This window comes from Halomonas citrativorans (genome assembly GCF_014898005.1).
Lineage (GTDB): Bacteria > Pseudomonadota > Gammaproteobacteria > Pseudomonadales > Halomonadaceae > Vreelandella > Vreelandella citrativorans.
This window is the reverse complement of record NZ_JABUYX010000021.1, coordinates 31,715-51,739: the sequence shown is the minus strand read 5'-3', so window position 1 is coordinate 51,739 and position 20,025 is coordinate 31,715. Positions and strand designations below refer to the sequence as shown.

18 protein-coding genes are annotated in these 20,025 nt (G+C 52.0%); 12 read left to right on the top strand and 6 right to left on the bottom strand.

Translation table 11 applies throughout. From position 1 onward, the window contains the following. The first annotated feature begins 52 nt into the window (after positions 1-52). The gene (locus INT20_RS14875; RefSeq protein WP_087111465.1) at positions 53-325 is read left to right on the top strand and encodes an HU family DNA-binding protein; all 273 of its coding nucleotides are present in this window, start codon (positions 53-55) and stop codon (positions 323-325) included. 147 nt (positions 326-472) lie between these two features. Continuing rightward, positions 473-2,290, top strand: coding sequence for a SurA N-terminal domain-containing protein (locus INT20_RS14870; protein ID WP_193054610.1), 1,818 nt, complete (start codon positions 473-475; stop codon positions 2,288-2,290). 67 nt (positions 2,291-2,357) lie between these two features. Here INT20_RS14870 and INT20_RS14865 read toward each other — a convergent pair whose 3' ends face one another. After that, the gene (locus INT20_RS14865; protein ID WP_193057202.1) at positions 2,358-3,128 is read right to left on the bottom strand and encodes a UDP-2,3-diacylglucosamine diphosphatase; all 771 of its coding nucleotides are present in this window, start codon (positions 3,126-3,128) and stop codon (positions 2,358-2,360) included. 15 nt (positions 3,129-3,143) lie between these two features. After that, a complete protein-coding gene (locus INT20_RS14860; protein WP_172118795.1) occupies positions 3,144-3,644 on the bottom strand; it encodes a peptidylprolyl isomerase in 501 nt (166 codons plus the stop codon). A 155-nt stretch (positions 3,645-3,799) separates the two neighbouring features. On the opposite strand from INT20_RS14860, the gene INT20_RS14855 reads away from it, so the two are divergent. The 10 genes from INT20_RS14855 (at position 3,800) to INT20_RS14810 (ending at position 16,383) form a co-directional block, all read left to right on the top strand. Beyond that, the gene (locus INT20_RS14855) at positions 3,800-5,479 is read left to right on the top strand and encodes a glutamine--tRNA ligase/YqeY domain fusion protein (RefSeq protein ID WP_172118794.1); all 1,680 of its coding nucleotides are present in this window, start codon (positions 3,800-3,802) and stop codon (positions 5,477-5,479) included. Positions 5,480-5,489: 10 nt separating this feature from the next. Beyond that, positions 5,490-6,884 (top strand): cysteine--tRNA ligase, encoded by a 1,395-nt coding sequence (cysS, locus tag INT20_RS14850; RefSeq protein WP_193057201.1) that lies wholly within the window; start codon positions 5,490-5,492, stop codon positions 6,882-6,884. A 112-nt stretch (positions 6,885-6,996) separates the two neighbouring features. Further along, entirely contained in the window at positions 6,997-7,908 is a 912-nt protein-coding gene (osmF, locus tag INT20_RS14845; protein ID WP_193054606.1) for a glycine betaine ABC transporter substrate-binding protein OsmF, read from the top strand. Between the two features lie 3 nt (positions 7,909-7,911). Further along, the gene (locus tag INT20_RS14840) at positions 7,912-9,108 is read left to right on the top strand and encodes an ABC transporter permease (RefSeq protein WP_172118791.1); all 1,197 of its coding nucleotides are present in this window, start codon (positions 7,912-7,914) and stop codon (positions 9,106-9,108) included. Continuing rightward, entirely contained in the window at positions 9,105-10,070 is a 966-nt protein-coding gene (locus INT20_RS14835; RefSeq protein ID WP_172118790.1) for an ABC transporter ATP-binding protein, read from the top strand. The genes INT20_RS14840 and INT20_RS14835 overlap by 4 nt, the downstream gene beginning before the upstream one ends. Positions 10,071-10,083: 13 nt before the next feature. Continuing rightward, positions 10,084-10,842 carry an ABC transporter permease gene (locus tag INT20_RS14830; protein ID WP_193054613.1) on the top strand — a complete coding sequence of 253 codons (759 nt, stop codon included), beginning with the start codon at positions 10,084-10,086 and terminating at the stop codon, positions 10,840-10,842. 207 nt (positions 10,843-11,049) lie between these two features. Beyond that, a complete protein-coding gene (locus tag INT20_RS14825; protein ID WP_193054612.1) occupies positions 11,050-12,252 on the top strand; it encodes a thiamine pyrophosphate-dependent dehydrogenase E1 component subunit alpha in 1,203 nt (400 codons plus the stop codon). A 1-nt stretch (position 12,253) separates the two neighbouring features. Further along, the gene (locus INT20_RS14820) at positions 12,254-13,231 is read left to right on the top strand and encodes an alpha-ketoacid dehydrogenase subunit beta (protein ID WP_087111445.1); all 978 of its coding nucleotides are present in this window, start codon (positions 12,254-12,256) and stop codon (positions 13,229-13,231) included. An 18-nt stretch (positions 13,232-13,249) separates the two neighbouring features. Continuing rightward, positions 13,250-14,515 carry a 2-oxo acid dehydrogenase subunit E2 gene (locus INT20_RS14815; RefSeq protein WP_193057200.1) on the top strand — a complete coding sequence of 422 codons (1,266 nt, stop codon included), beginning with the start codon at positions 13,250-13,252 and terminating at the stop codon, positions 14,513-14,515. A 20-nt stretch (positions 14,516-14,535) separates the two neighbouring features. After that, positions 14,536-16,383 (top strand): protein kinase domain-containing protein, encoded by a 1,848-nt coding sequence (locus INT20_RS14810; RefSeq protein WP_193057199.1) that lies wholly within the window; start codon positions 14,536-14,538, stop codon positions 16,381-16,383. Positions 16,384-16,432: 49 nt separating this feature from the next. Here INT20_RS14810 and INT20_RS14805 read toward each other — a convergent pair whose 3' ends face one another. The 4 genes from INT20_RS14805 to INT20_RS14790 are packed head-to-tail and all read right to left on the bottom strand — an operon-like array spanning position 16,433 to position 19,928. Then, positions 16,433-17,044, bottom strand: coding sequence for an ABC-type transport auxiliary lipoprotein family protein (locus INT20_RS14805; RefSeq protein WP_193054603.1), 612 nt, complete (start codon positions 17,042-17,044; stop codon positions 16,433-16,435). Beyond that, the gene (locus INT20_RS14800; protein ID WP_193057198.1) at positions 17,041-17,982 is read right to left on the bottom strand and encodes an MlaD family protein; all 942 of its coding nucleotides are present in this window, start codon (positions 17,980-17,982) and stop codon (positions 17,041-17,043) included. Before INT20_RS14800 ends, INT20_RS14805 begins: the two co-directional genes overlap by 4 nt. A gap of 3 nt (positions 17,983-17,985) precedes the next feature. Next, entirely contained in the window at positions 17,986-18,825 is an 840-nt protein-coding gene (locus INT20_RS14795) for an ABC transporter ATP-binding protein (protein WP_193057197.1), read from the bottom strand. Next, a complete protein-coding gene (locus INT20_RS14790) occupies positions 18,822-19,928 on the bottom strand; it encodes an MlaE family ABC transporter permease (RefSeq protein ID WP_193054601.1) in 1,107 nt (368 codons plus the stop codon). The genes INT20_RS14795 and INT20_RS14790 overlap by 4 nt, the downstream gene beginning before the upstream one ends. Positions 19,929-20,025: the final 97 nt, after the last annotated feature.

Below are 20,025 nucleotides of genomic sequence, written 5' to 3'. Positions count from 1 at the left end.
TGGTGGCCATGCCGTACAGAGCCATTTTTTTGAAACAGTTAAGGGGTGAAGTGTGAATAAGTCCGAGCTGATTGAAGCCATTGCCGCGTCTGCCGATATTCCTAAAGCAGCGGCAACCCGCGCATTGGATGCCATGGTGGAGTCTGTCACCGATAGCCTCAAAAAAGGTGAAAGCGTTTCACTGGTAGGTTTTGGTACCTTCGCTATTAAAGAGCGTGCTGCACGTACTGGCCGTAACCCGCAGACGGGCCAGCCTATCGAAATTAAAGCGGCGAAAGTACCTGGCTTCAAAGCAGGCAAGGCGCTGAAAGACGCCGTTAATTAATTGTTCTGTGTTTATGTAATCTAATGGGCGCATCGCATCCGCGATGCGCCCATGTTATTTTTTGGCCTGGTATTTAAGGGGTTATCCGAAAACGATTTCGGGCAACGTGAAGGTTTATTTATATGGCTGTGTTTATCTGAGGCTAGCATGCTGCAAAGTATTCGAAATGGCTCCAGAAGCTGGGGCGCCAAAATTATTATCGGTCTCATGGTGGCTGCCATGGCGCTGTTTGGGGTGGAATCACTGTTTAGTGTGTTTGGCAGCGATCCCAATGAAGTCGCAAGTGTCAATGGCCAGCCCATCATGCGTCAGCAGGTTGAGCTGGAGGTGCAACGAGCGCTTCGGTCAGGCCAGGTCCCGCCGGAACAAGAGCGTGCGTTGCGCAATGATATGCTGGACCAGTTGATCACCCAGCAACTGCTTACTCAGTACGCTGATGACGGTGGGTTCTACGTCTCCGATGCACAGTTAGACCAAATTATTGTAGGCCTCCCCGAGTTTCATGATCAAAATGGTCATTTCTCGGCCGACATTTTCCGTAACCGGCTAGCGGGTGCAGGTTATTCACCTGTCTCGTTTCGTCAGGACTTGCGCGTCGACATTAAGCGTCAGCATTTGCAGCAAGGCTTGGCATTCAGCGATTTTAGCCTGCCCAGCGAACAGGCTCGTTTGGCCGAGTTACAAAATCAGCAGCGCAGTTTTCGTTATGTGCTGATGAACAACGACGACGTAGATGTTGATATCAATGTCACCGACGAGCAGGTACAGGCTTACTATGATGCCCATCAGGAGCGTTTCGAGCGGCCTGAGCAGGTACGCGTTGAGTATGTGCTGATTGATCGCCAAGCCATGGCCGCTGAAAGTGAAATTGATGAAGAGACGCTTCGCCAGGCGTGGCGTGAACAGAATCAAAATGCGGATCGACGCATTTCACATATCATGGTGACCTTTGGTGATGAACGTTCCCGTGAAGAAGCACGCAGCATTGCTGACACTGCTTATGATGACCTGGAAGATGGCGAATCCTTTGCTGATACGGTACTCCGCTACTCTGATGACACAGCAAGTGCCGAGGAAGGAGGCGATCTAGGTACGATTTCGCGCGGTATTTTCGGCAATGCATTTGATGAGGCTGCATTCTCTCTTGCTGAAGGCGAAACGTCGCAGGTCGTTGAAGTTGATGGTGCCTTCCACATTCTGCGAGTGACCGATGTTGATGCCCCCTCGTTTGAAGAGCAGCGCGACACTCTGCGTCAAAACGTGGCGTTAGGAGAAGTTAACGATACGTTTAACGCTAACGTCCAGCAACTGATTGACCAGAGCTTTGCTGCGGACGATTTGCAAAGCGTCGCTGATGATATTGGTTTAACGTTGACGCAAACCGATTGGCTCGCGCGTGGTGAAGGCGAAGGCGTTCTTTCGGAGCCGGGCGTGCTGGATGAAGCCTTCAGCGAAGAGGTGCTGACGGATGGCTATAACAGTGAAGTGATTGAGCTCGACGATGATCGACGCTTGGTCTTGCGTGTGGCCGAACACCGTGAAGCGACGCTGATAAGCCTGGATGACGTTCGCGATGAGGTAGAGCAGTCCGTTGCCGCCCAACAGCGTCAACAAGCCATGCTTGAGCAGGCTCAAGCAATGACAGCTTCGCTTAATGCGGGTGAGACGCTCGACGTCAATTGGCTTGAAGCCACTAACGTTAATCGTCAGCAGAATAGTTCTTTACCTCAAGGATTGGTGTCGGAAGTCTTCCGTATGCCGAATCCGGATGAAGGTGAAAGCCAGTACCGGGCTGTTACGCTGTCGCAAGATGTTGCGGTTATCGCGTTGGATGACGTATCGGCAGGCGAAGATAATGATCAAATAGCGGGTTTTGTCGCGCAAATGGCTGAGCAGTTAAGAGCCCAAGCGGTGATCCAGGGCTTGATTGACACCCTGTATCAGGATGCGGATATCAAGCGCTAACGTTGTCAGGTATGAATAAAAAAGCCGATCATCGATTGATCGGCTTTTTTGTGTTTGCTGAAGGCAGTTACGCCGCGGGCGGCGTGGCCAAGGAGAATTGACGCAGCCTGGGTTCAGGGCGGTCAGACTCCTCGATAATCACGTCCCAGCCGTGCTGGTCATCCCAGTCACCCAGTACAAAGCGTTTAGCAGGTACGTCTTCCACCGTAAGATCATGAACCTTAGGGCGGTGTGTATGGCCATGGATCATGGTGGCAACGCCATAACGCTCCATCAGTTGTACGACTTCAGCATGGGTCACGTCCATAATCGCTTCTGCCTTGTTTGCGTTGGCATCGCCTGATTGCATGCGTAGGCTTTTGGCAAGCTCCAGGCGCTGCTCAAGAGGCAGCGCTAGAATCTGTGCTTGCCATTCAGGATTGCGCGACTGCTGCCTGAACGCCATATAGGCTTCATCCTGGGTGCACAGGCTGTCGCCATGCAGCAGCACAAGCGGCACGCCCTCCAACTCCACTTCCTGCACATCGGAGAGCAGTGTTGCCTGGCAGGCATTAACAAACCGTTCGCCCAGCAGAAAGTCACGGTTGCCATGAGACAGATAAATAGCCGTACCGTCATCGCTCAGCTTGCGTAAGCGCTGGATGACTTTAAGCGCCACGGCGCCAAGGGGATGCTGAGTGTCGAGTAAGTCATCACCCATCCACGCATCAAAAAGATCACCCAAAATATAAAGGGCGCTTGCGCCCTGGGCCGTTTGTTCCAGATAGCGATAAAACCCCTGATTGATCTCAGGGGTGTCGCTGCTTAAGTGCATGTCAGCTACAAGCAGTGTGCGCATGATGCTCCCGAAGAGTTATTCTGCTTCTTTTACATAAGCACGCTCAATGATCACATCTTCCGCAGGCACATCCGCATGCATGCCACGGCGTGTTGTGCTCACACCCTTAATGGCGTTGACCACGTCCATACCATCAACTACTTCACCAAAAACGGCGTAACCCCAACCTTGAAGGCTTTTTCCGCTGTGATCCAAAAAGCCGTTGTCGCCAACATTAATGAAAAACTGGCCAGTCGCCGAATGGGGGTCTTGCGTTCGAGCCATGGCAAGCGTGCCGATAGTGTTCTTTAAGCCATTATCCGCTTCATTCTCGATCGAATCACGTGTCGGCTTCTGGTTGAAATCCTGATCAAAGCCACCGCCTTGCACCATAAACTCGTCAATGACGCGGTGAAACAGTGTGCCATCGTAAAATCCATCACGAACATACTGCTCGAAGTTAGCCGCTGTTACCGGCGCTTTTTCATGATTAAGCGCGATAGTGATGTCACCGTGGTTTGTCTGTAATACGATCATGAATAAATTCCTGTTCAATGAAGACGTTCGCCTTGGCGCTGTGCATCGGCGTCACGCTATAATAGCGGTTTTGCTTGGCACCGCGAAGCGCTAACCTAATAGCGTAGGCAGAGGTTGCCTGGCACGCCATCCACCACGAGGTTTTCAACACCACCATGACCAACGAGACCACCCCAGCGCCGAACTTCATTCGCAACCAAGTACGCGACGAGATCGAGGGCGGCCAGGTCACAAAAATCGTGACGCGTTTTCCCCCAGAGCCGAACGGTTTTCTGCACATCGGCCACGCAAAGTCGATCTGCTTAAATTTCGGATTGGCGGAGCAAATGGGTGGTGAGTGTCATCTGCGTTTTGACGACACCAACCCGGCGAAAGAAGAGCAGGCTTATATTGACGCCATCAAAGAAGACGTCAGTTGGTTAGGTTTTAGCTGGGCGGGCCCGGTTCGCTTTGCTTCTGACTACTTTGACCAGCTTTATGCCTGGGCACAGCATTTAATTCGCGAAGGCAAAGCCTACGTGGATGATCTCTCGCCCGATGAGATCCGTGAGTATCGCGGTACGCTAACCGCTCCTGGCAAGCCAAGCCCTTACCGCGAACGTAGCGTTGAGGAGAACCTGGATTTACTCGAGCGTATGCGTGTTGGCGAATTCGGTGAAAGTGAAAAAGTGCTACGTGCCAAAATCGATATGGCATCGCCTAACATCAACTTGCGCGATCCCATCTTGTATCGCATTCGTCATGCGAATCATCACCAAACCGGCGATAAATGGAAGATTTATCCTTCCTACGACTTCACTCATGGGCAGTCGGATGCGATCGAAGGCATCACTCACTCAATCTGTACGCTGGAATTTGAAGACCACCGTCCGCTATATGAGTGGTTCCTGAATAATCTCCCGGTTCCCGCCCAACCACGTCAGATTGAGTTTGCGCGCTTAAACCTGGATTATACGCTGACCTCTAAACGCAAATTGAAGCTGTTAGTGGACGAGCAGATCGTAGACGGCTGGGATGACCCACGGATGCCGACGATTTCCGGCATGCGCCGCCGTGGTTATACCGCCGCCTCTATTCGTAAATTCTGCGAAATGATCGGCGTGACGCGTGCCGATGGCGGGCTTGTCGATATCGCCATGCTGACCCACGCTATTCGCTCGGACCTTGAAGATAACGCGCCGCGTGCCATGTGCGTGCTGAAACCGCTCAAGGTCGTACTGACTAATGTGGCAGAAAACCACGAGGAAGTGTACGACGTGCCGGGGCACCCCGCGCGTGACGACATGCCGACGCGTAAGGTACCGTTTGGTCGCGAGCTGTACATCGACCAGGATGACTTCATGGAAGATGCACCCAAGAAGTTCTTCCGCTTGGCGCCAGGCAAGGAAGTTCGCTTGCGCAACAGCTACGTCATCCGGTGTGACGAGGTGATCAAGAACGACGCCGGTGAAGTGGTTGAGTTGCGCTGTTCGGTGGACTTCGACACGCTCGGCAAAAATCCGGAAGGGCGCAAGGTGAAAGGCGTGGTTCACTGGGTCAGCGCCACTCACGGTGTGCCCATGGAAGTGCGTCTGTATGACAATCTGTTCATGGTCGAGCAACCGGACCGTGACAAGGATGTCGATTTCCTTGAGCACCTGAACCCAGAATCATTGGTCATCTGCCAGGCAATCGGCGAGCCAAGTCTGGCCAAAGCCGTGCCGGAAGATCGTTTCCAGTTTGAACGCATGGGTTACTTCTGCGCTGACCGTCATCTCTCCAAGCCGGGGCAACTGGTGTTTAACCGTACCGTAGGGTTGAAAGATAGCTGGGCGAAAATCAAACAGAAAGGTTAAGGATCGTCATATGCAAATTTACAATACGCTGACGCGTCGCAAGGAGCCATTTACGCCGCTGGTCGCGGGTAAGGTAAGCATGTATGTCTGCGGCATGACGGTGTATGACTATTGTCACCTTGGCCACGCCCGCGTCATGGTCGCATTTGATGTCATTACTCGCTATTTGCGCCACCGTGGCTATGACGTTACCTACGTGCGTAACATCACCGATATCGACGATAAAATCCTTAAGCGTGCTGAGGAGAATGGTGAAAGCATTACGGCGCTAACCGAGCGCATGATTGATGCCATGCATGAAGACGAAGCGCGGCTGAACGTGCTGCCACCCAGCCAAGAGCCTCGTGCAACGGGGCATATTGGGGATATCGTCGGCATGATCGAAACGTTGATCGGAAAAGGTTTTGCCTATCCTGCCGGAAATGGCGATGTGTATTACCGGGTGCGCAAATTCGCCACGTACGGCAAGCTCAATAACCGTCAGCTAGACGATATGCGTTCAGGTGCGCGGGTTGATGTGGATGTTCATAAAGAAGATCCGCTTGATTTTGTGCTTTGGAAAGCGGCAAAACCGGGTGAGGCGCACTGGTCATCACCTTGGGGCGATGGCCGTCCTGGCTGGCATATCGAGTGCTCGGCCATGTCGACCTGCTGTTTGGGGGATACCTTTGATATTCACGGTGGCGGGCCCGATTTGACCTTCCCGCACCACGAAAACGAAATTGCTCAGTCAGAAGCCGCGACGGGGAAAACTTACGTTAACACCTGGATGCATGCGGGCGCTGTCCGTGTGGATCAGGAAAAAATGTCGAAGTCGCTAGGCAACTTCTTCACCATCCGAGACGTATTGGCCGAGCATGATCCGGAAGTGGTGCGTTACCTGTTGGTCGCCAGCCATTACCGGAGTGCGATTAACTACTCGGTTGATTCCCTCGTAGAGGCGCGTAAATCGTTAACGCGCCTTTATACCGCGCTGGATGGCGTCGACACTGCGGCCCAAATGGATGAAGCCGCTAGTCCTTATCGTGACCGCTTCACCCAGGTCATGGACGATGACTTCAATACCCCGGAGGCGCTCGCTGTACTATTTGAGTTGGCGCGAGAGGTTAATCGTGCCAAAAGCGATACACCTGAAAAGGCCGTGGGGCTGGCTGGTGAATTAAAACAGCTCGCTGGTGTGTTGGGGCTTCTCACGCAAACGCCTGCCGCGTTTTTAAAAGGCTCTCAGTCGCAAGGGGTAGCGCTTAGCGAAACGGCTATCCAGGAAAAAATTGCCCAGCGTCAGGCAGCGAAAGCGAGCAAGGATTTTGCTCAGGCAGATGCCGTTCGTGATGAGTTGGCGGCGCTAGGTATCGTGTTAAAAGACTCACGTGAAGGAACTACGTGGGTCATTGAATCTCCTTAGCAAGAGCCGGTGTGCCAGGCGTCGCTATAGCGGCGTCTGGCAGCCACTCAAATGCCACTTATACTAGTAATGCCTCCCCTCACTAAAAGACGTCTACTAAAGGATTGCCAAGATGCGCTTTACTATCAAATCTCTGCTATCTGTCGCTGCCCTGTCGTTGACAACATTAAGCCAAGCGAATGCCAATGAGCCCGTTGTCGTTGCCTCCAAAATCGACACGGAAGGGGCGGTGCTGGGTGAGTTAATCATTCAGACGCTAGAGCGCAACGGCATACCAACGCAAGACCGCCTTCAACTGGGTGCTACGAATGTGGTGCGTACCGCGCTAACTGCTGGAGAAATTGATCTATATCCTGAATACACCGGAAACGGTGCTTTCTTTTTCGATATGGCGGATAGCGATGTATGGAAAGATGCTGACCAGGCACATCAAACCGTACGTGAATTGGATGCGCAAAATGGGTTGGTATGGCTAACGCCTGCGAGCGCGAATAATACCTGGGCCATGAGTATTCGTCAGGATGTTGCAGATGAGCATAATTTGAAAACACTGGATGATCTTACTGCTTATATTGCCGATGGCGGCGATTTCAAATTTGCGGCTAGTGCAGAGTTCGTTGAATCCGCTCAGGCGTTACCCGCTTTTCAAGAGGCGTACGGATTTGAGTTAACGGATGAACAACTGCTGGTGCTTTCAGGCGGTAATACAGCGGCTACAATGCGTGCCGCGGCTCAACAAACCAGTGGCGTTAACGCAGCGATGACCTATGGAACGGATGGCGGCTTAAGTGCCCTGGGCCTGGTGGTATTGGAAGATTCGAAAGGCGTTCAACCTGTCTATCAGCCCGCACCGGTCGTACGAGAAAGTATTCTTGAAGCCTATCCGGATATCGAGCCGCTGCTTCATGATGTATTTACAACCCTGGACGAGGTAACGCTGCAAGCGCTTAACGCGGATGTAGCCGTTAACGGTTTATCGGCAAGTCAGGTCGCTAACGACTATCTCGACCGTTTGGATAACTAATAAATGTCGCTTTTGGATGCGCTGCCCACGCCTCGTTTGGGGCGTGGTGGTTACCCTAATGCTGTTTTAATCAGTTTAAGTGTGGTGATGCTGGCAGCGGTTTGGGGGGTGGATACCGTCAGCGTTGCACCTAACCGAATTGTGCAAGGAGAGAGTGTTAACGTTCAGGGCGCCTTCGGCTGGCCCGGTGCTGTGCTTGTCTCATTACTGGTCATTGCGTTGGGAAGCCTGGCGTATCAGCCCAGCCGTACCCACTATTGGGCGGCCTTGGGCGTAGTGGTATTACTACTGACGCTGATGCCGTTTGGATTAATGGTCGCCAGCCACTTTTTAATAGACCCAGAGCTTCCTCAAGCGCGATTAGGCATCGGGGGCGGTTATTGGGTTGTCTTGTTTATCTCATTGTTAGGTATCGTTGAACTACGCCTGCGGCTTGGTTTAAAACGTTTATGGCCGGTTCTCATATTGTCAGGCGTTGGACTGATTTGGTGGCTTTGCGCGTGGCTCTGGTTAAGCGACTTGGCTCTGGTTCAGGAATTTAAAGCGCGGGATCATCAATTTATACAGGCGATCAGGCAGCATATTTTCCTGGTGAGCACCGCTGTGAGTATGAGTGTGGTAATGGGCACGCTGCTTGCCCTGTTGATGCGTCGCTTTGCCAGGCTGCAAAAGGTTGCTTTTGCGCTGCTTAATTTCCTCCAAACCATCCCTAGCCTGGCACTCTTTGGCCTTTTGCTGGCGCCGCTGGCGTGGCTTGCCGCCAATGTGCCTTTCCTGGCTAAGGTTGGGGTGAGTGGAATTGGTAATACGCCCGCGCTGATTGCGCTGGTGGCTTATAGCCTGCTGCCCATGGTGCGTAATACCTACACTGCCTTGGAAGAGGTCAGTCCGGATACTCTGGAAGCCGCAAGCGCCATGGGCATGCACCGTATTCAGCGGTTTTGGCAGGTTCGCCTGCCCTTGGCTCTGCCTGTGCTGTTGGAGGGTGTGCGTATTACGACGGTTCAAGCCATTGGGCTCACGGCAGTAGCGGCTTTGATTGGCGCAGGGGGCTTAGGTACCTTCATCTTTCAAGGGCTAGGCCAGGCCGCCATGGACATGGTGCTGCTGGGTGCACTGCCCATTTTGATATTAGCTTTGTTAGTGGATGCGGGCCTGGGTGCCTTGGCAGAAGCACTGCGCCCAGGAGGCGTCCAATGATCAAACTTTCACACGTCTCAAAGCGTTTCGGTGCTGAAACGGCAGTTGATGCCATTAATCTAAAAGTGGAAAAAGGCCAGTTTTGTGCGCTGGTAGGTACCTCTGGCTGTGGCAAATCGACCACGTTGCGCATGATCAATCGCTTAATCGAAAAAAGTGATGGTGAGATTACTCTGGATGGCCAGGCCATTGAAGCGTATGACCCGGTCAAGCTGCGCCGCCGGATCGGATATGTGATTCAAAGCACGGGCCTATTCCCTCACTGGACGGTTGCTCGCAATATTGGGCTGGTACCACGCCTACTGAAATGGCCTGCGAAAGATATTCAGGCGCGGGTTGAGGAGCTAATGGGCTTGCTTGGCTTGCCGGTTGCTGAGTTCGCACATAAATATCCGCATCAGCTTTCTGGTGGGCAGGCTCAGCGCGTAGGTGTTGCTCGCGCCCTGGCGGCTGATCCGGATATTTTATTAATGGATGAGCCTTTTGGCGCGCTGGATCCTATCACGCGCGTCAAGTTGCAGGATGAGCTGGCAGGCCTTCAGGCGCGGTTACATAAAACCGTTGTGTTTGTCACACATGATATGGATGAAGCGCTTAAGTTGGCTAATCATCTTGTCGTTATGCGCGATGGCCATATCGTGCAGCAGGGGACACCGCTTTCACTATTACAGCACCCCAAGGACCCTTTTGTTGAATCGCTTTTGGGTGGGCTTGAGCGTGGTTTAAAGCAAGCGGCCTTAACGCGAGTCAAGGACCACATGTCTTCGATGGGTCCAACATTACCCTCGCAATTTCGTATACCCGCTGACTTTTCGTTGCGCCAAGCGCTTTCCATGATGCTGCGCGACCATACGGATCGTCTTGCTGTAGTCGATCAGCAGGATGTTCCAATTGGCGAGCTTTCTCTGCGCAAGATAGTAAAAGAGGCCCAGTTGGAAAAAGGAAGCATGCGTGAAGCCTGATGTGAAGCGTGTGATGCGTTCGACCCAAGTCACCGCAAAGACGGTCTGGTTGTGGCCATTCTTATGGGGCACGCTGTTGGCTGTCTGTATCGTGGGAATACCGCACGCCCAAGGTATCTTTCAATGGATAGAGCCGGATGTTCGGCAGGTTATCTATCAACGTACACCTTTTTATGTGTTGCTTGAGCGCCATGTGCTGGTCGTTGGAGTTGCCGCGATTGTCACTATTAGCCTGGGGGTTGGCGCAGGTATTGCGGTAACGCGTCGAAAAGGGCAGGATTTTTTACCGTTAGTGTCGCAACTTGCATCACTTGGACAAACGTTTCCCCCCGTGGCGGTATTGGCATTAGCCGTGCCGGTACTGGGTTTTGGCACCTTGCCCATTATTGTAGCGTTGATGCTTTATGGCCTGCTGCCGATTGTACGCAATACCCTGGCAGGGCTTCAGGATGTTGATAAAGATATTAAAACCGCAGCCCGTGCGGTGGGGCTAACACCCCTCCAGGTGCTTTACCAGGTAGAGCTGCCCTTGGCTGCGCCCGTCATATTGGCGGGTATTCGTACCTCGGTGACTATCAATATTGCGACCGCTGCACTCGGTGCCACGGTGGGCGCCAGTAACCTGGGGGACCCGATCATTGCCGGCATTATTAATAACAATATGGCTTACGTCCTTCAGGGTGCCTTGGTGATTGCGCTTCTGGCGCTTACGGTTGATAGCATGTTTGATGCACTTCAAACCAGGCTGCGCTTACGACTCTCTTCTTCCTAACGCCTTGCTTCTAAACCGCCATCTCCTTGAACCGCTCCAGAATATCTTGTCGTCGTTGGTCTCTTCGTCTTAAGTGGTATGCCTAAAGTCCTTGTGCTGCGTTACTGTCGTAGTCGTTGCGTTGACTGAAACCAGATAAATCCACTGGCATAAACAGTCATCTCCGACAATACTGCCTTCAAAAGAGGCATAACAAGGACAATAATGATGATTCGCTACGTACACCAGCCGACGTTTCTGACGGGCGATGAGCTTTCCATCTCCACCTTCAGCTTGCTCGACCCTGAAGGCGAACTTTATAGCGGTGCCGAAGCGCCTGCGCTAGAGCGTGAACATGCACGCAGGCTCTACCAGGCCATGCTATCCACTCGTATTCTTGACGAACGTATGATGGCCGCACAGCGCCAGGGGCGGCTTAGCTTCTACATGCAGTGCGTAGGAGAAGAAGCGGCGGTGGTGGGCGCCACCGCCGCCCTGGACGATGCGGATATGATCATGGCGCAATACCGTGAGCAGGGTGCGCTGATGTATCGCGGTTTTTCTATTGATGAGTTTATGAACCAGCTATTCGGCAATGAGCTGGATTATGGCAAGGGCCGCCAAATGCCGGTTCACTACGGTTCGCGTAAACTTCACTACATGACGATTTCGTCACCCTTGGCTACCCAAATCCCCCAGGCAACCGGCTATGCCTACGGTCAAAAACTCGCAGGCGATGAGCAGTGTACGTTGACCTTTTTTGGCGAAGGCGCAGCGTCAGAGGGTGACTTTCATGCGGCGCTTAATATGGCCTCTGTCCATAAAGTGCCTGTCATCTTTTTCTGCCGTAATAATGGCTATGCCATTTCCACTCCTGCCGTTGAGCAGTTTGCCGCGGATGGCATTGCACCACGTGCGTTTGGTTATCACATGCACGTTATTCGTGTAGATGGCAACGATGTACTTGCCGTATACGAAGCCACTCGGCAAGCGCGCAAGCTGGCGGTTGAGCATAATCACCCGGTGCTGATTGAGGCGATGACGTATCGCCTTGCCGCCCACTCATCCTCTGATGATCCTTCTGGCTATCGCTTAAAAAGCGAAGAAGAGACATGGCGCCTCAAGGACCCCGTGCTGCGAATGCAAAAATGGATGTTGAAAAAAGGTTGGTGGAGCGAAGAGGAGGAAACCCAGCAGCAGGAATCACTGCGCCGTGATGTGCTTGAAACCATGAAGCGTGCTGAAAAGCGGCCTCCACCCTCATTGGATAGCCTGGTAAGTGATGTTTATGCCGATGTAACCCCAGCGCTTCAACGTCAATTCGACCAACTTAAAAGCCATATTCGTCGCTACCCTGAGGCGTACCCCCAAGGCGCTCGGTCGTTAGACTTGACCGTGCAGGCGCCCACTGACTCTAAAGGGGAGGCGTAACATGCCCACGATGAACATGTTGCAGGCCATTAACAATGCGCTGGATATTGCCATGGCGGAGGATGAAAAGGTCATTTGCTTTGGCGAGGACGTCGGCATTTTCGGTGGTGTGTTTCGCGCCACCAGCCATCTACAGGAAAAATACGGTAAAGCGCGGTGTTTTAATACGCCCCTGGTAGAGCAAGGCATTATTGGCTTTGCCAACGGTTTGGCAGCACAGGGTTCGGTGCCTGTCGCCGAAATCCAGTTTGCCGACTATATCTTTCCCGCGTTTGACCAGATTGTTAACGAAACGGCCAAGTATCGTTATCGTTCAGGCGACTTGTTTAACGTCGGCGGACTAACGATTCGTACCCCGTACGGTGGGGGGATATCCGGTGGGCTTTATCACTCTCAGTCTCCAGAAGCCTACTTTACCCATACGCCTGGGATAAAAGTGGTGGTGCCGCGTAATCCCTACCAGGCAAAAGGCCTGTTGCTGGCTTCCATCCGCGATCCAGATCCGGTGCTTTTTTTAGAACCCAAGCGTCTTTACCGCGCTTCAGTGGGCGAGGTGCCGGAAGAGGATTATCAGCTGCAGATAGGTGAAGCAGACATCATCAAAGAGGGCAGCGATATTACCCTGGTAGGATGGGGCGCTCAGATGGAGGTAATTGAGAAAGCAGTAGAGCTTGCTGAAGCGCAAGGCATTGCCTGCGAAGTGATTGACCTGCGCTCCCTGCTTCCCTGGGATGCCGATACCGTTGCTGAGTCTGTACTAAAAACAGGTCGGCTCGTCGTCAGCCATGAAGCACCGCTAACCGGAGGTTTTGCCGGCGAAATAGCGGCGACCATTCAAGAGCGTTGTTTTCTCTATCTCGAATCGCCGATAAAGCGGGTGACCGGGCTGGATACTCCTTTCCCTTTGGTGCTGGAAAAAGAGTATTTTCCCGATCATTTGAAGATTTTTGAAGCGATTCGTGAAAGCGTTAATTTCTAGCGCCCAAGGAGAAGAGCAATGAGCGATTTTAAATTGCCAGATATTGGCGAAGGCATCGTTGAGTGTGAAGTCGTGGAGTGGCGGGTTGCGGAAGGTGATCATATCGAGGAAGACCAGCCCATCGTTGAGGTAATGACCGACAAGGCGCTGGTGGAAATCACCGCCCCTGAAGCGGGTGTGGTAACACGGCTTTATGTGCCACAAGGGCAAATTGCCAAAGTGCATGCTCCACTCTACGCCTACCAGGGCTTGGATGAGAACGAAGGGGAAGGAGGCCGCTCTGTTTCGCATCATGCATCGTCAATAAGCAAGCTGCCGGATGACGCTGTTGAGTTACCCGTCGCTACGCCGCCCAGTAACCCAACTGCACAGGGAGCTTATGGCAAAGTGCCCGCGAGCCCCGCGGTAAGGCGGCTAGTACGAGAGCATGGGTTAACAATTACCGAGGTGGCTGGTAGTGGCAAAGAGGGTCGAGTGCTTAAGGAAGACGTGCTGGCGCATATTCACCACAACGAGGTAGAGCCATCGATAGCCAAGCCAGCGCCTACTATCAACGAGGCGCACAACCCAGAGCAGGACGCGCCACGTATAGAGCCCTTACGCGGCGTGCGTGCCGTGATGGCAAAACGCATGGTTGCCTCTGCAACGACTATTCCGCATTTTCACTATGGCGAAGAGCTTGATGTTACTGAGCTATTGGCGCTACGCGAGCGGCTGAAGCCTCAGGCAGATGCTCAAGGGCAGCGCCTTACGCTGATGCCCTTTTTTATGAAGGCGTTAGCACTCGCCTTGGCCGAAACGCCGATACTTAATGCGCAACTCAATGAAGCCGGTGACGAGCTTCACTACTATCCTCAGTGCAATATTGGTATGGCGGTAGATAGCAAAACCGGATTATTAGTGCCCAATGTTAAAGGCGTTGAGCGTTTGACGTTGCTTGGTATCGCTCGTGAAGTGGGCCGCTTGACCGTTGCTGCACGTGAAGGCCGTGTCGACCAGGCTGACCTAAAGGGAGGGACGATCAGTATTTCCAATATCGGTGCCCTAGGGGGGACTTATGCTACGCCTATTATTAATGCCCCTGAAGCGGCTATTGTTGCGATAGGCAAAACGCAGTGGCTGCCGCGTTTTGATGAGCAAGGCGCCGTTCAGCGCCGCGCCATTATGACAATTACCTGGGCAGGAGATCATCGGTTCATTGATGGCGGCACCATTGCGCGCTTTTGTAATACATGGAAAGGCTTTTTGGAAGCGCCTGAAACCATGCTGCTTTATTTGGGATAAACGCACGCTTAGGACACAAGATGCCGCAGGCGCCGTTACAGCAATTTTATATACCTGAAGAGCAGTCGGTCTATCTGCTGAGCCATAATGATGCGCAAAAGCTTAAAGACTGGGTAGCGCTCTGCCAGGCCCAGCTTAGTCAGCTTGGGTATCAAGGAATTGAGCTGATTGGCAAAGGCGCCTACGGTTTTGTGTTTTCTGGCAGCGTGCCCAGTGGCGATACGCTGGCGCACTACGTGTTTAAATTTTCTCGCATTACGCTGCCTACACACTTACAGGAACGTCTCGAAGAAGAGGCGTTTATGCTGGATCAAGTGTCCCATGCTCGCATTCCCAAGTTAATCACCTACCAGCGCGCAAGAGGTCAGTCGATTTTAGTCATGGAGCGCGCACCCGGTTGGAATCTGGAGCAGATATCCCTCAAAAGAGGACGTTTGTCACCACGCTTGATTATGCGTATAGCGCGTCAACTTGTTGATATTTTAATCGCGCTTCGCCGCGACGCTGGGCCCCATGGCCGGCCAGTGGTACATGGCGATATCAAACCCTCCAACCTGGTCTTCGACCCTGACACGGAGTCTATTGCACTGATTGATTGGGGATCGTCTGTTTTTGCTCAATTGGATGCTCAACTACAGTTCGTTGGGGCGAATGTGATGGAGCTGATGTCCGATAACCTGCAGCAAACCAATGCACGTTTGGGTGACGTCTATTTTATTGGTGAAGAGCAGCTAAACGGTGCGCTCTCTTCGCCACGTTTTGATGAACAGGGCGTGGCGGGCACGTTGTATGCGCTGGCATCAGCACAGTCGTGCCGGTTTGGCCATCGCGCTATTCCCGCAAGCTCCCTGGGGTTGCCTATGGAATTTGCCCGTACATTGGATGGTATGCTGGACCCCGACCCGCAGGTTCGCCTTACCGCCGGCAGTTACTTTATCGACACAATGACGCGCATGGCAAACGTGGTAATGCTTGATTTTCCCCCCAGCCCCGAGGCGCCTCTTGTGCCCGTATGGGTTCGCCCTGTGCAGCAGGAAATTGATACCGTGGTGTATAGCTCTCGCAAGGCGTTTCTGCGAGAAGCCAGCGTTGAGGAAACGCTCAACGAGGTTAACGATGTACAGCTGGACCGTTACTATAAGCAGTTTATGCAGGGGATGGGGGAGACAGAAAAAGCGTTTTTAGCCTCGGTAAGTCGGCTGGGTAAATATCCGGTAGTAGGAGGGCTGGCCGTACGTTGGGAGCGCGAAGGGGTATATATTGATTCTTCCCTCAACTTGCATGACTCTGACGTGAAGCCCGCCTTTATTGAAGCTGTTAATAATACGGTTCACTTGGCGCGTGCCATTCATCGCCAAGGTGTTTTCAAAAGCTGCTTATTTAATGCGCGCCAAACGCTGCATATAGAGCGGGAAACGGAGCGTGAGCCGTTTTACTGCCAGCCTGATATGGCGATTAACTACGAAATGAGCGCGGTGCCAGAGCTGGAGGATCGGAGCCGCCAGCATAGTTATTTTGAAGATGGGCCCGATCCGGAAGAGCTGTTGATATTGCCCGCCGAGATTATGACGATCCTGCAGCAACTTAACGATATTCATCATACCGGAATGATTATTTTCGAGGCGCTCCCTCAGCATCTTAAAATACACAGTTATTACCGACTGCTTGACCCCGCAAGGGAGCGCGAGTTTCAAACATTGCTTACCCATATTTTAAGCGCGGTTAACCAGATCCAGGGGTTGGGCGTTTCTGGTTTTATGAAGATGCCCTATAAAGACACCCGCTTTTTTACCCATCTGGAGCGGCAGCCCGAGCGCTACTACCCACAAAATCCACGAGAACACGTTAAAAACATAAAAGCCTGCTGATCTCTTACGGATAGACATCAGCAGGCATAAAGTGGCGTCAGACAGTGGTCTAAAAAGAAGACCTGTTGGCTTGCAGCCATGTGATCAGCTGTTCAACCAGTGTGTCGCTTGCGCGGCCAAAGGCGTCGACCACTGAAGATATATCAACATCGGTTGCCTGGCTGGTCGTGGTAAACGTGCGGTAAGCAATAGGCATTCGGTCATGGGTGTTTACAAGCTGGACATCGAGCTGAATAACGGCATTAGGGCGCCCATTTTCATACTCACTTTGAAAACTACGCAGTGAGCTAAGTAGCTGCAGCTGAGAGGGCAGTTGATCGGTCCCGACATTGCCAAAGAGCTGACTTTGCTGCAAACCTTCTATTAACCGTGATTGAACGAGAGCGGGGGTATCTTCATACCAGCGAGCGCCTTCATACACATTAACGATATTTTTTTCCGGATAGACCACTATGCGATTACCGCTCAGCAGATATCCGGCTTCTGGCGTAGCAATGCCCAATGTTTCAGTCGCCGCATTGGAGGGCATGTTTATGTCAGGCACGTTAGTGGAGGGTAGGCGATAAAGCGTCGCCGGGTCGTTTTTAGGGACGATGGAGCACCCAGCGCTCAACAAGAGTACGGATACAGTGAGTACGGCAAAAACAGGGCGTAAGTTCATGGGCTAAATTCCTTTATCTGGTCCCGGCCCAACAAGAATTCAATTGGATTTTCATCCAGCTCACGGGCGATACGATCCAATGAGTTAAGCGTTGAACGCAATGAAGAAAGCGCAGGACCAATATCGCGAGTGCCTTGCAACGTACTATCAACTGCGCCAGCATTTTGCTCTATTAGCTGCTCCATCCGCTGCGCTGCGCGGGCGATATCCTGGCTGGCATTGGCAGCATTTTGCATAACGTTTTGTCCATCTTGTTCGAGCAGCTGGGTAACTTGCTCGCTCAGTACATTAATACTGGCCATCGTGGTGGTCGCTTGGCGTGATGCAGTGCCTAATAGGGCTAAGTTTTCTTCAAATGCTTCACGCTGTGACGCTATCATTTCGGTAATTTGTTCTATATTCGTCAGTACGTTACTTGCATTCTGACGATTACTATCATCGAAGAGGTTATTCACATTGGCCAAAATTGAGTTAATGTTATCAACCACTTCTTTACCCTCTTCTAAAAAAGTGGAGAGCGGGGAGGGGTCTGCATGAATAACAGGTATTTCATCACCCGCATGGTCAATTAATGCAGGACTATCCGGTGTTCCACCGTAGAGCTGTATCGACATGCTGCCAGTAATACTCGCAAACGCTAGCTGCGCGTGGGTATCTTCTTTGACGGGGGTATCTTTTTCGACACGAATTTTGGCAATAACCTGACGAGGATCTGCAGGGTTGAGATTCAGCGTTGTTACATCGCCTACTCTGATGCCGTTATATTGCACTGCACTTCCTACTGTCAGCCCGCTAACGCTGCGTTCAAACAAGACACGGTACGTTTGATAGTCGCGCTGACCCGCTGCATGGCTGATCCAGAGCGTAAATAGCAGAGCCGCTGCCGCCGTTATTACTGTAAATAAACCAATTAGAACGTGATGAGCGCGTGTTTCCATGTGCTACTCACTCCTTAGCTGACGATCATTTGAGTGGGCGGTCTTGTTGGCGGCTCTGCCACGAGGCCCGTTAAAGTAGTTCTGGACCCATTCATCATCCGTCCGGGCAACATTTTGAATGGTATCCGTTACTAAAACACGTTTCTGAGAAAGTACGGCCACTCTATCGCAAGCGGCATAAAGTGTATCCAAGTCGTGTGTTACCAGGAAAACGCTAAAGCCGAGCGCATTACGCAACGTGACCAGCAATTGGTCAAACGCAGCGGCGCCAATAGGGTCCAAGCCTGCAGTAGGTTCATCAAGAAACAGAATGTCAGGGTCTAACGCTAGTGCGCGAGCCAAGGCGGCACGCTTAATCATGCCCCCAGAGAGCGACTCTGGATACTGCAATGCAGCTTCGGGCTCAAGCCCCACCAGCGAGAGTTTTACCCGCGCCAGATATTCCGCATCTTCTCGTGGTAATTTGGCATGCTCAATAATGGGTAGCGCCACATTCTCTTGTAAGCTAAGCGAGCTAAACAGGGCGCCTTGTTGAAAAAGCACGCCAAAGCGTCGCTCAACTTGGCTGCGCTCCTTGCTGCTTAGCTGGTTAAGATCATTACCCAACACATTAATTTTGCCTGCATTGGGGCGTTTTAACCCCACGATACTGCGCAAAAGAACAGATTTCCCCGTACCTGATCCGCCCACGATTCCGAGAATCTCACCGTCGAGTAGATCAAGGTCCAGCGATTCATGAACGATGTGGTTACCAAAGCGGTTTTCTAGGCCGCGAACTTCAATCACCGGTCGTCCAGACGAGTGGCTGGGTGATTGGTTTGAGGAGTCAGTAGATTCGCTCACCAGCCCATCTCCATAAAGAACAGAGCGGCAAGTGCATCAATCAAAATAACCATGAAAATGCATTGCACGACACTGGATGTGGTATGAGAACCTACTGATTGTGCACTACCACTAACCTTGAAGCCTTCCAGACAGCCAATGACGGCAATAACAAAGGCGAATATGGGGGCCTTGCTCATCCCTACCAGGAAATTATTCAACGCAACATCTTTTTGCAGTATGTAAAGAAATTGCCCCGTTGATATATCCAAAGAGAGCACTGCGACAAGCGCGCCTCCCATTAAGCCACACATCATTCCTATAAAGGTAAGTAGAGGCAGACTAACGAGAAGCGCTATGATCCGTGGCAGCACTAATAACTCAATAGGATCTAGCCCCTGCGTCTGTAGCGCGTCAATTTCTTCATTGGATTTCATCGACCCCAACTGAGCCGTAAATGCACTGGCAGTTCGGCCTGCCAATAAAATTGCTGCCAACAAAACGCCAAATTCACGTAGAAATGAAAATGCCACCAGGTCAATGGTGTAAACAGTCGCGCCAAATTGTTCGAGAACAGTGGCGCCCAGAAACGCAACGACCGCACCCACCATGAAGGTTAACAAAGCAACAATGGGAACGGCATTAAGGCCGCTTTGCTGTATTTGGGCGACGGTGGCCGTTATTCGCCAACGTTTTGGTTTAAAAGCGACCTGTACCAGTGTTGCGATGACGAGTCCGATGAAGGCCAGCAACTGGCGTTGCTGCGACCATAACCCCGCCATGTGCTCCCCGATACTTGCCAGCGCATCCGTGAGACGGTTGGAACTATGCTGCACTGCTTCGATCGGGGCATCCATCGCTTCAGCGATACGCTTTAAAAGCGCTTGTTGTTCCAGAGGGAGCTCGCCTGCCCAATCGCTTATTGCGCGAGACTTTTCAATACCGATCATGCCAACAATGACAGCGGCTCCTGCGGTATCCAGTCGCTCAATACCGGTAAGGGATATATCGTTTGGTTGGGAATAGTTTTGAGCCGCATTTTTTAGCTGCTTGTAATTAGAAAGCGTCCATTCGCCCTGTAATACTAATTTTTCGTCCCGCTTTATAATCCACTCACTTGGCATTTTTGCTCCTAAACGCCGTTGGCTCGCTAAAATATTCACATTACTTTAATCGAACCATCTAGAGAAGCCCTCTCAAAACAACGTATTACTTACTCCT

What these genes read in the sequence shown, in the direction of transcription:
- INT20_RS14870 (WP_193054610.1), top strand. Translation starts at nt 473, where the DNA reads ATGCTGCAAAGTATTCGAAATGGCTCCAGAAGCTGGGGCGCCAAAATT.
- INT20_RS14865 (WP_193057202.1), bottom strand. Translation starts at nt 3,128, where the DNA reads ATGCGCACACTGCTTGTAGCTGACATGCACTTAAGCAGCGACACCCCT.
- INT20_RS14860 (WP_172118795.1), bottom strand. Translation starts at nt 3,644, where the DNA reads ATGATCGTATTACAGACAAACCACGGTGACATCACTATCGCGCTTAAT.
- INT20_RS14855 (WP_172118794.1), top strand. Translation starts at nt 3,800, where the DNA reads ATGACCAACGAGACCACCCCAGCGCCGAACTTCATTCGCAACCAAGTA.
- cysS (WP_193057201.1), top strand. Translation starts at nt 5,490, where the DNA reads ATGCAAATTTACAATACGCTGACGCGTCGCAAGGAGCCATTTACGCCG.
- osmF (WP_193054606.1), top strand. Translation starts at nt 6,997, where the DNA reads ATGCGCTTTACTATCAAATCTCTGCTATCTGTCGCTGCCCTGTCGTTG.
- INT20_RS14840 (WP_172118791.1), top strand. Translation starts at nt 7,912, where the DNA reads ATGTCGCTTTTGGATGCGCTGCCCACGCCTCGTTTGGGGCGTGGTGGT.
- INT20_RS14835 (WP_172118790.1), top strand. Translation starts at nt 9,105, where the DNA reads ATGATCAAACTTTCACACGTCTCAAAGCGTTTCGGTGCTGAAACGGCA.
- INT20_RS14830 (WP_193054613.1), top strand. Translation starts at nt 10,084, where the DNA reads ATGCGTTCGACCCAAGTCACCGCAAAGACGGTCTGGTTGTGGCCATTC.
- INT20_RS14825 (WP_193054612.1), top strand. Translation starts at nt 11,050, where the DNA reads ATGATTCGCTACGTACACCAGCCGACGTTTCTGACGGGCGATGAGCTT.
- INT20_RS14820 (WP_087111445.1), top strand. Translation starts at nt 12,254, where the DNA reads ATGCCCACGATGAACATGTTGCAGGCCATTAACAATGCGCTGGATATT.
- INT20_RS14815 (WP_193057200.1), top strand. Translation starts at nt 13,250, where the DNA reads ATGAGCGATTTTAAATTGCCAGATATTGGCGAAGGCATCGTTGAGTGT.
- INT20_RS14810 (WP_193057199.1), top strand. Translation starts at nt 14,536, where the DNA reads ATGCCGCAGGCGCCGTTACAGCAATTTTATATACCTGAAGAGCAGTCG.
- INT20_RS14805 (WP_193054603.1), bottom strand. Translation starts at nt 17,044, where the DNA reads ATGAACTTACGCCCTGTTTTTGCCGTACTCACTGTATCCGTACTCTTG.
- INT20_RS14800 (WP_193057198.1), bottom strand. Translation starts at nt 17,982, where the DNA reads ATGGAAACACGCGCTCATCACGTTCTAATTGGTTTATTTACAGTAATA.
- INT20_RS14790 (WP_193054601.1), bottom strand. Translation starts at nt 19,928, where the DNA reads ATGCCAAGTGAGTGGATTATAAAGCGGGACGAAAAATTAGTATTACAG.